Source organism: Candidatus Tectomicrobia bacterium, assembly GCA_016192135.1.
Lineage (GTDB): Bacteria > UBA8248 > UBA8248 > UBA8248 > UBA8248 > 2-12-FULL-69-37.
This window is the reverse complement of sequence record JACPUR010000041.1, coordinates 286,620-302,016: the sequence shown is the minus strand read 5'-3', so window position 1 is coordinate 302,016 and position 15,397 is coordinate 286,620. Positions and strand designations below refer to the sequence as shown.

10 protein-coding genes and 1 pseudogene are annotated in these 15,397 nt (G+C 56.1%); 6 read left to right on the top strand and 5 right to left on the bottom strand.

The features are described from left to right. The first annotated feature begins 255 nt into the window (after positions 1–255). Entirely contained in the window at positions 256–2,772 is a 2,517-nt protein-coding gene (locus HYZ11_18840) for an AAA family ATPase (protein MBI3129670.1), read from the top strand. Positions 2,773–3,065: 293 nt separating this feature from the next. Here HYZ11_18840 and HYZ11_18835 read toward each other — a convergent pair whose 3' ends face one another. Together HYZ11_18835 and HYZ11_18830 are read right to left on the bottom strand one after the other, a co-directional pair. Beyond that, positions 3,066–3,911: an ImmA/IrrE family metallo-endopeptidase gene (locus HYZ11_18835; protein MBI3129669.1), complete on the bottom strand. Its 846-nt coding sequence runs from the start codon at positions 3,909–3,911 to the stop codon at positions 3,066–3,068. Between the two features lie 35 nt (positions 3,912–3,946). Continuing rightward, a complete protein-coding gene (locus tag HYZ11_18830) occupies positions 3,947–4,300 on the bottom strand; it encodes a helix-turn-helix transcriptional regulator (GenBank protein ID MBI3129668.1) in 354 nt (117 codons plus the stop codon). A gap of 785 nt (positions 4,301–5,085) precedes the next feature. Between HYZ11_18830 and HYZ11_18825 the strand changes: the two genes are divergently transcribed. Both HYZ11_18825 and HYZ11_18820 read left to right on the top strand, forming a co-directional pair. After that, the gene (locus HYZ11_18825; protein ID MBI3129667.1) at positions 5,086–5,385 is read left to right on the top strand and encodes an HNH endonuclease; all 300 of its coding nucleotides are present in this window, start codon (positions 5,086–5,088) and stop codon (positions 5,383–5,385) included. Between the two features lie 714 nt (positions 5,386–6,099). Next, positions 6,100–7,006 (top strand): annotated as a pseudogene (locus tag HYZ11_18820) (DUF1738 domain-containing protein). Here the strand turns inward: HYZ11_18820 and HYZ11_18815 are convergent. Continuing rightward, on the bottom strand, positions 7,003–7,488 hold the full coding sequence (locus tag HYZ11_18815) for a hypothetical protein (protein ID MBI3129666.1): 486 nt from the start codon (positions 7,486–7,488) through the stop codon (positions 7,003–7,005). The pseudogene HYZ11_18820 and the gene HYZ11_18815 sit on opposite strands and share 4 nt — an antisense overlap. Positions 7,489–7,810: 322 nt before the next feature. Here HYZ11_18815 and HYZ11_18810 point away from each other — a divergent pair, with 322 nt between their 5' ends. Together HYZ11_18810 and HYZ11_18805 are read left to right on the top strand one after the other, a co-directional pair. Further along, complete coding sequence (locus HYZ11_18810; protein MBI3129665.1) at positions 7,811–8,137, top strand: hypothetical protein; 327 nt, start codon at positions 7,811–7,813, stop codon at positions 8,135–8,137. A 240-nt stretch (positions 8,138–8,377) separates the two neighbouring features. Next, on the top strand, positions 8,378–8,797 hold the full coding sequence (locus HYZ11_18805) for a hypothetical protein (GenBank protein MBI3129664.1): 420 nt from the start codon (positions 8,378–8,380) through the stop codon (positions 8,795–8,797). Between the two features lie 252 nt (positions 8,798–9,049). Here the strand turns inward: HYZ11_18805 and HYZ11_18800 are convergent, their stop codons facing one another. Next, complete coding sequence (locus tag HYZ11_18800) at positions 9,050–9,733, bottom strand: transposase (protein ID MBI3129663.1); 684 nt, start codon at positions 9,731–9,733, stop codon at positions 9,050–9,052. Positions 9,734–10,109: 376 nt separating this feature from the next. On the opposite strand from HYZ11_18800, the gene HYZ11_18795 reads away from it, so the two are divergent. Further along, positions 10,110–10,328 (top strand): hypothetical protein, encoded by a 219-nt coding sequence (locus HYZ11_18795; GenBank protein MBI3129662.1) that lies wholly within the window; start codon positions 10,110–10,112, stop codon positions 10,326–10,328. 477 nt (positions 10,329–10,805) lie between these two features. Here HYZ11_18795 and HYZ11_18790 read toward each other — a convergent pair whose 3' ends face one another. Continuing rightward, positions 10,806–15,389 carry a hypothetical protein gene (locus HYZ11_18790; GenBank protein ID MBI3129661.1) on the bottom strand — a complete coding sequence of 1,528 codons (4,584 nt, stop codon included), beginning with the start codon at positions 15,387–15,389 and terminating at the stop codon, positions 10,806–10,808. Positions 15,390–15,397: the final 8 nt, after the last annotated feature.

Below are 15,397 nucleotides of genomic sequence, written 5' to 3'. Positions count from 1 at the left end.
CTCAAAGGCCACTGTTCCAGTATAGAATGACCTTCGAACAATGGGTCGAAACACTAGACGAGAGAGAAAAACGACTAATGCCCGATGAAACTGGTCCGATGGACAATGTTGCTCGCCTTTTGAAGCACCTGGAGGGCGATTCCCTGGCTGCCCGGCTGGTCCATGCACACCATACCCCTCAAAAGAACAACGATCGGGTCGCGTCCATGAAGGCGGTACTCACGGAACGTCTTGAACGGGTGAGAGCGAAGCTCGATGGCGCTACGGATTAGATCATTCTCTGTCAAAGGCTTCCGAGCCTACGGGGCCACCGAGCAGACACTCAACCTGCCAGCAGACATTGCCGCCATCTGGGGACCGAACAGCAAAGGCAAGACCAGCCTGGCGGAAGCCTTCGAGTTCCTGCTCACCGGACGCATCGCGCGGCGGGAATTGATGGCAAGCACTCAGGACGAGTTCGCCGATGCCCTGCGAAATGCGCATCTTCCCCCCGACGTGGGCGTATACGTCGCAGCCAGCGTCACAGCGGCAGATGGAAGTCCCCACGAGATTAGACGTGTCCTCACGAGTGATTATGGCAAGAGACAAGATTGCACATCCCGTCTCGAAATCGACGGGACAGTGGCCGCCGAATCTGACCTCGAAAATCTGGGAATTACGCTGTCACAACCGCCTCTGCAGGCACCAGTCCTCGCCCAGCACACGCTCAGCTACATATTTTCTGTCCGCCCACAGGACCGCGCCACTTATTTCAAAACCCTGCTTGAAATCACTGATCTCGACCTTCTCCGTAGCGACATCGCCGCGCTGGCAGAGGAACTGACACTGCCAGACGATCCGTTGCTCCAGAAATTTGACACCTGTGCAACTATTCCCGATTTTAAGGAGATCCTCGACCAACTCGGGCGCACCCCTCCCGACCTGCCGACGTTTACCGCGCGAATAACCGAGGTGGCACGCGTCCTCCTCAAAGCCGCCGACGAAGAAGCTCCGGAAGGACTCGACGACCAGCTTGCGGCTATCGAGAGGATTCTGGCCGACCGCCGGAACAAGACATTTCCGGTGCGCGGGTTCGAACGTGAGGAGTTGACAGGCTGGAATTCGCCTGCGGTCACCATTTGGACCTGTCTTAATACCTATCTTGACGAACGCGGGAAGATCGATGATGAAACACGCCGGCTCGCGGCACTATTTGATGAGGCGCTGAAACTCCCGACCATCTCCGAGATCACGGAACCGATCGATTGTTCTTTATGCGGCGCGAAGTCAACATTGACGCCGGAACGTGTGCAACTCATCCGCCGCCATGTCGAGGAAACGAGAGACTTCAAAACGGCGGAAACGGCCGCCAAGTCTGCTCTGTTACAGCTTTCATCTTCGGCGACATCGCTTGCAACTGCCGCCGACGACTCGCTGCCGCGTTATCTTAAAACCACGACCGGCACGCGACGGAAAATGGGGTTCACTGTCGCCCGCATCCGGGAACTCCTTGGCGATCGCGCCACGGGATTTGTTGATCCCTGGCTTGCCCAGATCCGACCTCTAGTCCGGGCCGCGGCCGCACTACGCCGCGGCGGACGTGCTACCGCCATGCTCGTCGAACAACAGACAGCGGACATGGTGACCCTCGATCCGAGGATGCTCCAGCCTGCCTATGCAAAGCTCGTCACGCTGCGCGCCCGTTTCGCGGCTGCCATTGACTCCTATAGTGCCCCCGCCGACGAACTCATAGCCGCTCTCAATGAAGTGCTCGATGCCCAGGCAGATTCCGCCGGTTGGCAGGACTTCATCAATATCGCCCGAGAGCCTGCGATGTTACGGACCGTTTTGGTCGAGCGCGCAGCACGCGTCGCCGTTGCCAAGGAGCTTGATTCAGCACTCAAGCAGATCGACCGAGCTAAGGAACAGGTTCTTGACGATAAATTCTCGGACTATAGCGGACTGATCGAGAAATGGTGGAACTGGCTGCGGCCTGATGAGCCCACATTCTTCTCCGCTGTTCAGCCGCGAAAGGGGGCTAAGCGGACTATCGATTTCAAGGCCGGGCTTTCCGCCAATCCCAACCGTTCCGCTCCGAAAGTGCGCGATGTGATCGCTGTATTCAGTCATTCCCAGCTTCATTGTCTCGGCCTCGCTTTGTTTCTCGCTCGCGCCGAACACGATAGGCTGGGCTTCATCGTTCTTGATGATCCCGTGCTTGCGAGTGACGAAGATTACCGGGTCCATTTCAATGCGACGGTGTTGTCCGAACTTCTCGGGCTGCCCATGCAAGTGATAGTCCTCACCCAGGATCACGACACATGGAAGGAATTGGAAACCCGCTACCGTCATCTCGCTATTTCGACCGCCCAGCTATTCGTGGAAACACCTGGCGATGGCAGCGTAATCGAAAACACCAGCGATGCTCTACTAGCCAAGATCAGCCGCGCCAAGTCCCTAGCGCGCGGCGGTCACCCCGATTCACGTAAAGAGTGTGGTCTTCTTTTGCGTGACGCCGGTGAGCGCTTTTGCAAGGAGATGCTGGTCAATGACCGCCGCGCCAAAGGCAATGGAACTGCATCCATCACGGATTATAACTGCAAGGTCTTGGAATGGTTGTGCCCGCGCGTGGATCCGCTGCTGGGCCATGATCCGTCCCACCCCGGAAAACTTCAGGCTTTCAAGGATACCGTCAACCATGCCTGCCATGACAATACCCCGCCGAGCACGGCAGCGATGACGCAGGCCTGCGGCGAAATCAACTTCCTGCAAAAAGAGTATCTACCGCGTTAAGGTCCCTCGCGCGCAGCCCTGCCACTACCAAAGCAGGGGGGGGCCGTTCCCGGCCGCCCCCTTCGGGCCATGCTTTGTCCGCGCCGTCCTGAAATCCCGTGCGCCGGGTTTGGCATGTTCAGTTAAACACAGGGTGAGAACGCCGCCACCGGTCCCCCCGCGGCTTCAAACGGTCCGGAAGGCTCCCGCCCGTCCACGGGCAGGCGATTGCCACCCGGCGGGCCGGTTCCCTGTTTTCCGTTCTTTTCCGTGTTCCTGCGGGCCGGTTTCCTATAGCCCTTCATGTCGGACTATTACCGGCGGAATCGCGGTGTCCAGGATTCTTCAAGGTCTTCTTTTTCGTCGTACTCTTCGGGGTCGTCTATGAGGGAAAGGATCGTCAACACCTTCCCGTAGTTCCCGAGGCCAACCACTTCTTCCGTCATATTCAGGTTGCGATGGCCCCCAAACCAGTCCTGAATGCTTGTGGTGGCATCGACGCGCGCGGCTTGTGCGATCATTTTCGGGTTCTGGTTAAAGCGATGGGTCGCGGTCCCGGCGGGAACGGGAACATTTTTTCGAATCCAATCCAGGCCTCGCATCTCTTTCAACGGGCCGGACATGAAACAGTATTCAATCCTGCCACCGGCGCTCATGACCATGGCCACTGGCACGTCAGAGCATTGAACAAGGCGTAATGCGGTAGAAGTGAGAGAAGTCTGACAGAGTGCCGCAAGGGACTCGACAGCCCGAAGTCCTTCACCTGCCTTATTCATCGCCTTAGAAAAAAGGGGATCCGGCATTAGTAGGCCAGCTGCAAAATGGTCAGCTTCAAGTTCGTAGCGGTCTTCTGAAACAAAGCCACTTCTCGATTCGTGCATTGTCGTCCCGGCCGGAAGAACTTGGTCCATATGTCCCGGCAGCAAGAAATGTCCAATTTCGTGGGCTACACTGAACCTCTGGAATCCATCACTTTCGATGTGGGTCGCATAGGCAATTGCATATTGGTCTCCCAGGCGCAGCAACATGCCTGAGACGCCTTTCTTCGAGGAATCCTTGGCCACGACCTCGATATGCAGCAGATTGCTGGCAATGTGGATGGGGTCAATCGGCAGTTCAGATAATTTCTTATCTTTGACAAACTGCTCCGCAATCCCCATTGCTTTCCTGGCAGCATAGTCATCGAGGGCCATCGCTACCCTTTCTTATTTCGGGTCTGGCCTCTATTCTTCAAAACGTCAAAAATTTTCTCGGCTAGTTCCCTGTCGTCCTGAGACATGTGGTCAAAGTCCCGATGGAGTTGCTCAGCCGTTGCTGGCCCTGCAATTTCTTTGATCCGTCCAAGCAAGTAGTCGGTAGAAACGTCCAGAGCGTCGGCGAGGCGGCGTAAGTTCTCGAAAGATGGTTTCCTGGTTCCGGACTCGAAGTGCGAAATGGCTGAGGGTTGCATACCGGCCCGTGTCGCCAGTGCTCCTTGGCTCAGTTCCCTCATCTCCCGGGCCGCCCGCAGGCGCTCCGGGAAGATTTCTGAGGGGGTTGACTTTCTCATGACTCCTCCGTATACTTAGTTATGACGTTCCCGTAATAGCCCCTCGGGGCCTTTTATTGGCCAACGGGGTTGACGGCACCGACAAGTATTACATGACGGCACCGGCAATATCAAGCAAAAGGAGAACGGCAGACTATGGAACCTCTTTACGACCACGATGGGCAGGTTGTTGCCTTCCTGGGCAAGAACGGCCGCATCATCGACACAAGCGGACAAGGCATTGCCTGGATTCATCGTACCGGCAGCGTCTACGATTACGGCGGCCGACATCTTGGCTGGTGGAGTAATGACCACATGCGTGGTCCGGATGGCGGCGTCGTAGTCTGGCGGCGGGGAGCTCGTGGCGCTGGCCTTGTTCTCCCGATCCCTTCAATACCCCCAATTCCGCCCATCCCAAGTATCGAGTCCATGAGGCCAATCCCCTCCATTGCTCCGATACGGCCGATCAATCGCCTTTCATGGAGCCGTTACAGGCTCGCGTCTTAACCCCCCACACCAAAAGGAGTCAAAGAAATGAGCAAGACCACGAAAATCGGACGCGATGCGAAGAATGGCCAATTCATCCCTGTGAAGGAGGCCGTCCGGCGGCCGAGCACGACGACCGTCGAAACCATCAAGAAGTCCGACAAGGGCAAGTAGGGGCGGAGCCCCTGACACGAAAGGCGAAAAGTGCACCAGCCACCCGGCGAGACTTCTTCCGGGACGCCGTTCCCGTGAGCGTTGGCCAACGGGGTTGTATGAGAAGTACCGACTTGGACCGTAGGTTTCACAAGAGGAATTCGAGAATGGCTCGTAACCGTAATAGCGATGTAAATGGTAAGCCGTTTGGTCAGACGACTGTGGGCGCTGTCTGGAAGAAAGGAAGAACCATCGAAGGGTATGACCCGAACATATGGCGCTACGATATGTGCGGGAAGCCGATGAAGAATTCCGATTACGGCAAGACCAACTCCGAACATGGCTGGGAAGTGGACCATATTAAGCCCGTTGCTAAGGGCGGTACGGACGACCTCAATAATCTTCAGCCGCTTCAGTGGGACAACAATCGGAGGAAGGGGGACACGTATCCCTGGAATTGCAATTGAGCCGCTGCGGCTTAAACTGAGGCTGTAAACTTCTAAATTTCCAGCCCCGTTGCCCTGCCCGAGGGCACAGGGCGGGGCGCTGTGTTTTTGTCTCCTTCCACCCGCATCCTGCTTGTCCTCCCCAATTGAAAACCAAACCTTCCTTTTTGGGGCGCGTCCGGCCGATGGGCCGGAAACGGGTTCTACTCGCCTGAACGGGCAGTCAGGCTCCCCGAGCCGCCGCAGATCCCGGAACCGGGAGCGGCGTCGAGGCCATCCGTAAAGCCTGTCCCCACGCCTCCTGCGAAGCCGCAGGGCGAAGAAGGAAGGCGGGGAATACCGTGCGCAGGTAGATCACCGCGAAGGCGGGGACACCCGCGCGCGTAAGGCCGCCCGGCGAAGGCCGAGGGCGGCTTTTCCTTTTCTGTCGGGCGGCCGTGCGGCCGCACTCCATCACATCTCTTGGGGCCTGCGGCCTCTCTTATTTTTTAGGGGCCTGCGGCCCCCGGGCCGTCAAGGCCAAAGCGAGCGCCGGCGGGGCGTTTCCCCTGCCTTCCTCCACTTTCGCCTCCGCCGAGGCTTCGGCGGACAAGTCGTTCCGTGCAGGCCGGGTGATACCCCTCACCCGCCGGCGGCCTGTGACGGCCCACCCCCGCTGTTCAATTCCGGCCTCCATCGGGTTGCGGCAGCCGCGAAGGCGGCGCGCAACCCGGTTTTTTATTGGAGGACAAGGAAATGACACAGCAGAAGCAAGACATTTACGTCCGCATCACCGACCGCATTGTGGCCAATCTGGAGAAGGGGGCCCGCCCGTGGCTTAAGCCCTGGAATGCGGAACATGCGGCGGGCCGCATCACGAAGCCGCTGCGCCATAACGGCACCCCGTACAGGGCATCAACGTCATTGTGCTGTGGTCGGTTTCTGTGGCCTGTGGCTACGCGGCGCCCATCTGGATGACCTTCCGCCAGACCCAGGAACTTGGCGCGCATGTGCGGAAAGGGGAGAAGGGCTATCTTGTGGTGTATGCCAACACCATTACGAAGACCGAAACGGATGAGGTGACGGGCGAGGAGGAGGAGCGGGAAATCCCCTTCATGAAGGGATATACCGTTTTTAATGTGGAGCAGATCGAGGGCTTGCCCGCGAATTATTACGCGCTTGCCGAGCCCCGGCTGGATCCGGTGCAGCGCATCGAACATGCGGAATCGTTCTTTGCCGGAACGGGCGCGGATGTTCGGCATGGCGGCAATCGGGCGTATTACAGCGTCACGGATGACCGGGTGCAGATGCCGCCCTTTGAAACTTTTCGGGATGTCGAACCTATTACGCCACGCTGGCGCATGAATGCGCGCACTGGACGCGGCACCCTTCGCGCCTGGACCGTGACTTTGGCCGGAAGAAATGAGGGGATGAAGGCTACGCCATGGAGGAACTGGTTGCGGAATTGGGCGCGGCTTTCCTGTCGGCTGACCTGGACCTGACACCGGAGCCAAGGGAGGACCACGCCGCCTATATCGCCTCATGGCTCAAGGCCTTGAAGGACGACAAGCGGGCGATCTTCACGGCGGCGGTGTATGCGCAACGCGCGGCGGATTATCTCAACGGCTTGCAGGGCAGGGGAGAGAGGGAGTCGGCGGCTTAGGGAGGAAATTTTTTATTGATGTCCACATTTAGTTTTGAGATTTTCTGAGACGTGTCCTTGAGTAAGGTCAATGCCTTTTTCTCGTCAAACTGTTCTTCAATGCTTAGCCACTGGAGTTTTCCGTCTTTATTCTTTCCCAGGCCGTTGTGTAAATACTGGTTTCTGATCGGAACTAAGCCTTTAGCCTGTTCTAATTCTTGCTTTATCGGCTGAAGGCTTGCCTCTCCTTTAGCAATATTAATTAGACCGGCAAATTTCTTTGTTGCCGCCCATTCTGAAAGTCCTGACAGCAATCCTCCTATACCTGCTGTCTTGAATTCCTTAAAGACTTCCCAAAATGGCCTCTTGTCCTTTCTCTTAATAACTAATTTGAGCAGGTGTTCAAGTTGGCCGAACCTGTTCGCAAGTCTCCCGAGCTCCAATAAATACTCATCGGAGGGGTCTGCTAATGTCACAACTTGTGTCTTCTTTTCCCTGCTCATTCTCTTGTCCTCTCTGCCCTTTGCGGTTACTTTTTTTAGGTCGTCAATTTCACGACGGTTATAGCCTCCGGCCCGGTTCCATTGTCAAGACCTGGTGCAAAGACCCTGACTTTGACAGGGTGGAGTCTGCGGCCATTTTCGGCTGTCTTGGAAGGGGGGAAAGGGACCCGGCAGCCCACGCCGGACGTGAAAAACGCATAAATACATCTGCACTACGCCATCCTATGTTATCCTGAGTACCCACCGCCCGGCAGGGGGAGGGGTTTATCCATTCCCCCGGATTCCCCCTTTGTAAGTCTCTGCTCGTTCAGGAGGCAAATCCATGAGAGACGGCATCTATAAGGTGCACTTCAAGACCCAGCGGGGCGAAGGTGCGGGTGTGGTCATCCTCCAGGGAGGAAAACTCCGTGGAGGAGATTCCGGCATGTATTACATTGGAACATATCAACAGAACGGAGACGATTTTACGGCTGACGTGGAGACGGGCGTGCATACGAGGACGCCGGGCATAGGGTCCGTTTTCGGTCTGGATAATGTTCACATCAAGCTGACAGGAAAAACGAACGGGGACTCCGCGCAGATGAGCGGAAAGGCCCGTGAAGCGGCGAATGTTTCTTTTCACGCCGCAATGACCAGGATTGGCGATTAGCTGAAACGGAAACGCAAGAGGAAAGAAAACTCGGAGCCGGGCGGCCTCGCTCATGGCCGCCCGGCAGCGCGCTGCCCCTAGCAACAGGTTTGTCCCTTCACGCCCTCGCAAGTTTGCTCCCCAATTAAAACCTCGTTTCCCTGCATCGCATCATGTCCGACATGCCTTCCGAGAAGGTGCCTTACGGAAAACTAACCACTCTTTAACCATTGAGTAATAAAATGTAGGGGGATGAATTTTATGGCCGCAACACTGACAGACATCTGGAATCGGCACGCTCTCTCCGGCAAACGACCGGCCAAAGAAATGCTCTGGGCGCGGGAGGCCGAGCGCCGCAGCGCCGAAATCCGCCGTGATATTTACCTCGAACTGTCCGGCGCGGATCTGAAAATGCGCCGCTATACCAGTGGTGAGGGCACCGGCCCGGACGGCAGGGCAGGGAAGGGCATGGCGATGGACGGCATGACGCTCCTGGCCATCGGCAGCCCTGCCTGGCGCGCCAATTACAACAACCCGGCGGCGATTTCTGTCGGCGGTGAAACGTACAGATTTTCGCAAGGGCAGTGGCACGAGATCGCCCGGAAATATCGCGACAAGGTAGAGCGCGATATCAATAAAGCGCTTGCCCGTGGTGCCGGTTGGTCTGCTCCCCGATTCTGAGTCCAGCAGCCGGATAAGTCGCACTCAGGTTGGACTCAGATCCGGGGAGCAGACCAGGAGTCGGTTTAATCTATCTTTAAGGGGACGACCTTCATCCACCAGAATACGGACGGCCTCGCGCAGCCGGTCCATGTCCGCCGTCATGGGGCTTCCCTGGCGGTGGAGGCTGTCCCAGTGCTGGTTATTCTTGAAGAGAAGAATGAGTCAATCCCAACTTTAGTTGCATTTGAGGCGGCGCCGCCCCGTGGCGTTTTATGCCGCCTCCCTTGAAGCCTTCCCTTCGTCTTCGATCTTGAGCTCCCGCTGCAACGCCTCGCGCAGCTTCGGCAGGTGGCGGTAGCCCTTGATGCGCCTGAGCCTGGGCTCGGTGTCGAGGAGCGAGGCCGCGAGCCAGCGGTGCTTCTGGCCCGAGTTCCTCCAGGCGTCCACCTTCGCGCAGTGGCCCTCCACCTGGGAGAGGACCGACTCGATGACGTTGGTGGTCTTGAGGCTGCGGCCCAGGAGGGCGAACACCCCCAGGCGGTGGAGCGTCAGCGTCTCCTCGAAGCCCTCCTCCAGGCTCCCCGCAGCCGAGAGGTTGCGCTCCTCAAGCTCCCCATGAAGCTCAAGCACCGCCGAGCGGGCCTCGCCGTAGGTGGGCCGCTCCCAGGCCCGCGCCAGGCGCCCCCGCCACGTCCTCTGCTCGCCCTTGGGCAGAGGCCTGACCACGTTCTCGCGCTTGTGCCACTGGCACCGTTGCACGAGGGCCCGCCTGGCCCCCCGATTGAAGGCCGCCTCGACCGCCTTGCGCAGACCCTTGCCTCCGTCAACGACCACCAGCACCCCCCGCGAGATGTCCAGGCCCCGCTCCAGGAGGCCCCTCAGGAAGGGGGCCAGCACTTGGGAGTTCTCGGTGTCCGACTGAACGAAGCCCAGAAGGCGCTTCCGGCCCTCCATCGTCACCCCCAGGGCGATCACCATCCCATCGTCGGCGAAGCCGCTTGCCGTCGAGGAAGAGGACCGGGAAGTCCTCCCCCGAGAGGCCGCGCTCCTGGAACCCCCGCAGCCTCGCGGCGCTCGCCTCGACGAAGGCGCGCGAGACCGAGGACCTCGTGAGCCCCAGTGCCCCTGGAACCTCCAGTGCCGCCCGCTCGTAGTTGCGGCAGCTGAGCCCGTAGAGCACGCCCCGCAGCAGCCGCTCGTCCACGGCCCCATCCCGCTCGCGAAGCGCCCGGTAGCTCCGCAGGGGGACCTCGCCCTCCTCCCCCCGCACCCGGGGAACCCGCACCGGCACCCACTGGCCCGCCAGACGCACCGAACCCGGATTGCTCCCGTGCCGGCGCAGCCCACGGACCTTGCGGGCGTAGCGGGCGCCTGCCAGCTCCTCCAGTTCGGCCTTGAGCATCTCATGAACCCCGAGAAGCCCCAGCGGGATGAGCGCCCGGATGAGCTCGACCCGGGAATCGAGCTCCAAGCCCTCGACCTCCTCCCGGCTCACCACCCGGGGCTCGCCCATCCGGCGGCCCTTCTTGCGTCTTGCGACTGCCTGTAGAATGCTCTCCATCGGTGGCTCCTCCCTTCTGGGTGGTTGGCGTCTGGCGACACCAAACAACCACAGGGGACGGAGCCACCTCAAATCTCAACTAAGAGTGGGACACTCTCGAGAAGAAAACCCAGAAAGGAATCCTTGGTAATATCCCGTTGATCGTTTTCAAGGAACATGGGGCGATATTGGCGTATAACTGATTACTTTGCATCACGGATTTGAGCAGCCGTTTTATTGGTTGGTTCATTTGTGTTCTTCATCATATTTTCGAGAATGTCGTGGAGGCGTTGAATTGCAGACTCATTTATCATCGCTCTTCTCCTTAGCATTCAGTATAAAGGACTTTCCTTCAAAGGTCTTCACTCCTCCTCCGGTGACCCAAGGGGCTCAACCTAGGTGAGCAGCGGTGGAACGTCGTTTGCTAGCAAGAAAGTCAAATGAGTTTTTATTCAACATATGAGATAAATTCCCTTATTTGCTTGTTTAGATCGCCTCCATCACCTCAAGAGGTGGCCAGGGGTTGCCAGTTTCAATGCCCGGATGACGTGGCTCTTCGCTCGGTTTACCGTAACGCAGTCGCCAGATTTCAATCTCTCCGAGCAGGGCAAAAGCAGTTTTCCTCCGTGCCCCGTCATTCAAAACCATCTCAAATAGTCGGCCCCGGATTACGTTGTAGCTACGGGGCTCAAGTGTATACCCGTATCCCGCTTCTCCGTATGGTTTCCGTTCGACGAGGAAGGTTTCAATTGCCTGATTTAAATCAAAAGGTACGGGCGGGCTCGCACCATCTCGAATAAGATTCAGACCCGCCAAAATGGCCTCGGGCGTTCCCAACTTCGCAATGGCATTCGAAATGATGGTACGCTTATCAGGCGGTAGGTTAGTATTGCACAGCCGATAAATGCGTTCCTTTACCCCTGTCTCCTCCCTCGCTAAGGCAACTATATGCGAAGCTAAAAGTTCGTAAATATGATACTCGTTCGATAGGTCGATGCCAGGTTCCGTCATCGTTGGCTCGATGAAACTCACCAAAACTTTTTTTGACTCGGGGAAACCGAGATTGGCGATGGCTTCAATCCATTCCTGAGCAAACACTCGCGATCTGCCTTGAGGTGCACCGGCTAACTCAAGAAGGAGAGTTAATGCATCGTGAGATCGGCTCTGTCCGAGCGCGGTCACTATGTCTCGCAACTCATGAACTGGAAAATTCACCTGAGACAGTATCTCCCCGATCCGGTGGATACCCCTCGACGGGTCGTCAACGAATGGAAGGAGGCACAGACATCGTTTGAGAAGCCAACTGTTTTGATTATTATAAATCCCTTGGGCGAGTGTGTGTTCAATCGTTGGGTTGAGGACCTCAAAAGTCACATCTGTGAACAATACGACACCACTTTGAAGAAGGGATTCGAGGGCTTCAACCCGTGTCCAACCATCCCACTCACCGGAGAGGCTCACAATTTCCATTACGAGTGAAGCCGAATTGCCTCCATCCAAATAGGCGATCATTTTTACCAGTTCTTTGAGCCGTCCATTGAAAGAGTCGGGATTCTCCGCGTGCCTGCGCTGTTTTATGAGCACATCCAGCTGGGTCCTAATCTTATTGGCGTAACGGACCCGACGATCCTCATCGAAGACACTTTGCCTGTTCCCCTCACGCGCCTCCCACACATCCCTAAAGTCGGGTTTCCAATGCTGAAATCGCTCCTCAGCACCTTGTCTCAGGGCCAACCGGGTCAAGGCCCAGCCAGCATCTATCTCGTATTCCGGTTCATTGAATACCTCAAGCAGGACCTCATCAGCGCTCTCGGGGGCCAACTCAGACACCGCCCGAACATGCCACCCACTCTGGCCCATCACAGCGCCAGCAGCCCGAGCCTCACGGTCACCTCTTCTCCAAGCCTCTCGGAATCTCCGAACTCGTTCAATGTCGCTCCGAATGAGTCGGCGCAAATAAACCATATCCTCAGGATCTCCAGCGCTCCCCAAGACTATGGCCAAGTCCGCCTTCATTTGACCTCTGGAATCATCCTGACCTGAAACAAATGAGACGCAATTCTTGAGATACGCACGTAACTCTTGGCGCAACTCATTTGGCACCCGACTTCTGATATCGGATTCCTCAAAAGCGATATGTCCAAAGCGTTCAGAAATAACGAGAAATTCGACCAGGACTATCTCTCCAGACAAAGAATCCGAGATTCCAGAAATGACCAACTCTGGGGAAAGCGCTCGGAATAGTTCTTTCAACTGCCTGTATATCCTCCACATCACCTGGCTGTCCTCTCTCGTGCTTTCAAGAATCCTTGCTCTGAGGGCGCACAGCCTTGAGAAGACCTGGGCGGCGAAAGAGGGATCATTTATTGCTGCCAAAACAGAAATGGTTCTTTGAGCATCCGGATGTGGGAGCTCTTCCGCGCTGATCCGTTGAAGCAAAGCACTGGCCAGTTCACTTGGAACACTTGTGATGAGATCAGTCCAAGGCTTGCCCCAAAGCATGCCATTTGCGATCCGAACCGCAACCCAATGGCTGACCCATTCCGGCTCAGTCACTCGAACCAAATCCGATGCAGATTTAACTAAACGCTCGAGATTGTCACTAATTCGATCCGATGGCATCCGCCCCAGTTCTTCCTTCAGGTCTTCAACAACAGCCAGATCCCCCATTACCGCGATACTAATTAGAAATCGGAGACGTTCACCCACATCAGTAAGCTCGCTTAGAACGCTCTGGTAGGCCCCGATGGCCCTAGAATGCAGAGAGGGGGGTAGCTCTTCGACAATTCGGTCGTGGCGCAGGGCCGCCGTGAAATCCACTCCATCAAAATCGCGAAGAATCTGTTCAACAGATTCGTCAGCGCCAAGCCAACTTAGGGTGCGAAGGCCCTCCACCTTTACCCTTTGGCTCGGATCGACTGCTGCGAAGCTTTCCACCACTTGCACAGCCTCCTTTCCTCCCTTTCCAGTCATCTCGTGCAAAAACTCGATCCGCCGTTCTTCCTCCCATCCCGCCACTAGGCCTCGCCAGTCCGCGCCTAGTGACGACACATAGAACTCACCCAATGCCCGATAGGTTCGCAAGCGAACCTGCTGATCGTTGTCGGTTAGAAGTGGAAGAATTATGTTACAGAAGTCGTCAGAGCCTGTCGCGAGCATGCCAGCCAAAGCACATTGCTTGTGGTGCTCATCCTCAACGCCGTACCATCGGCGGAGTCGCTCTCCTAGCGGGGTTTGAATTTCCCGCCAAACCTTAGAGCCACAGTGCCGAGAAAGTTCACTGGCAAATATCGGATCAACTGGAATCGACCATATAACCAGGCATCTCCCAACTGTAACTGCTTCGACCGCGTCACCAAATTCAATATCGCCCGTTCCTATCCCCTCAGCGATCATGGACAGAGGCTCCGCCCAAATCGGCTTGTTCAGATACTCAGCTTGGAAAACTCGAATTCTGTCTGGATTTTCGTCCGCGACAAGGGTCCCAAGAATAAAAACCAATCGCAAGGAGGAATAGAACTCCTGAAATCGTTGATGTTGGAACCGGAATGCAACCGATTGGTATTCCAACCGTTCCAGAACATGATGCTCACATAGCGCATGAAGAATCGAGGCCGGCTCTGGCACCAATGCAATTTGGCCAGCGTCTCTCAATCCCTGACTCGTTGTCGATACAATTCTACAGGCTTCCCCCTCGGGAATATCAACATGCCCCTGCACTGTCATCTCATGAGCGAGGTCGGTTAGATAGTCCTCCACCCGAGCCGACAGAGGTGGGCGCTGCAAATGATCGCGGTGTTCGTCAGAATCCTCAAGCTTCTGCATCACAGCGCTCAGTATGCCTAACTGTGTCGCAGGTATTGATCGGCCTGAATTGAACAGATTAGTTACTCCGGATAGGATCAAAGGCGTGCGAGTTAACTCGTCGAGTGCCCGATCTCTCTCAATTTGTGAAATAAATTCCCCCGCCCGATCTGCAAGCGCCTGCTCAAGGTATTCTTTCCTTTGCGCTTGATTCAGCGGCAGCAATTTGAGGCGAAACGATCCAGGCAAGGGAGGTCTAATGTGGTGTGGTCGAGTTGCGATGATGATACCAGCCGCGGGAAAGGTTCTTTCTAATTCTGCCAGTGCCCGCACAGCGTCCTCAGAGTGAATCTCCGAAATTTCATTCCACCCATTTAATAGAAATGAAAAGTGGTCTTTCATGTAAAGCGCCGCGAGATCTCCGGGTCCGATGCTTCGAGACCGGAATGCCGGCGCGCGGGTGATGAATTCAAGTATCTCCTGGTGCGACCTAATCCAGGCAGGAAAGTCAATGACAAAACCCAACCTGCTTTCTTTGATCTGTTGATTGGCAAGCTGGATAAGCGTTGTCGTCTTCCCAGCCCCGCCAGGACCTTCGAGTATTATCCGACGCCCATTCAACAGAGAATCCTGAATGCTTGCGAGGTCATGGATCTCTTCTGTTCCCTTGCCTTCCTCGTCGAGCTCGCCTGCTTTAAGGGAAATCAAGGGCTGTCCCACCAAGCGCGGATGCGACAACCAATTTCTAACCTCATCTCGAGTCGCGTCACGCACTCTGTCGAGAATGCCCTCGGTTGCTCTATCAAAGGAGACTGGAGTCTTCAGGATACTGCGGCAGAGCCCCACATTGGAGGGATTCAACAAGGATGTGATTATATCTTCGCGGGAAACTACGATTAATTCATAGCCTAATTCCTGTCTTACCTTTGTGGCCCATTTTTGAATTGTTTCTTGAGAGATGCTACGAGGAGTGTAAAATATATATTTACTAATGTCAGGGTAATTGGCGTGAAAAGTCGTTGCATCACCTTTGATTTTCTCGAAAGTTGGAGTTAAAGAACATGCTAGGCCCTTTCCCTCATGATCTGTTGCAAGAATTCGTGGAGAATACGCGTCGAGTCCGCGATCCTTGTGCGGTTCATTGGCTATGAGGTCTGGCCATTTCTGCTTAGCGAGGATTACAGCCAGAGTCTGAAATCTGAACCATTCCTCATAAGAGGAGAGTTCGTCCAAGGCTCTTTCGATTTCGCCCCTATCTACCGCCATCTTTATGG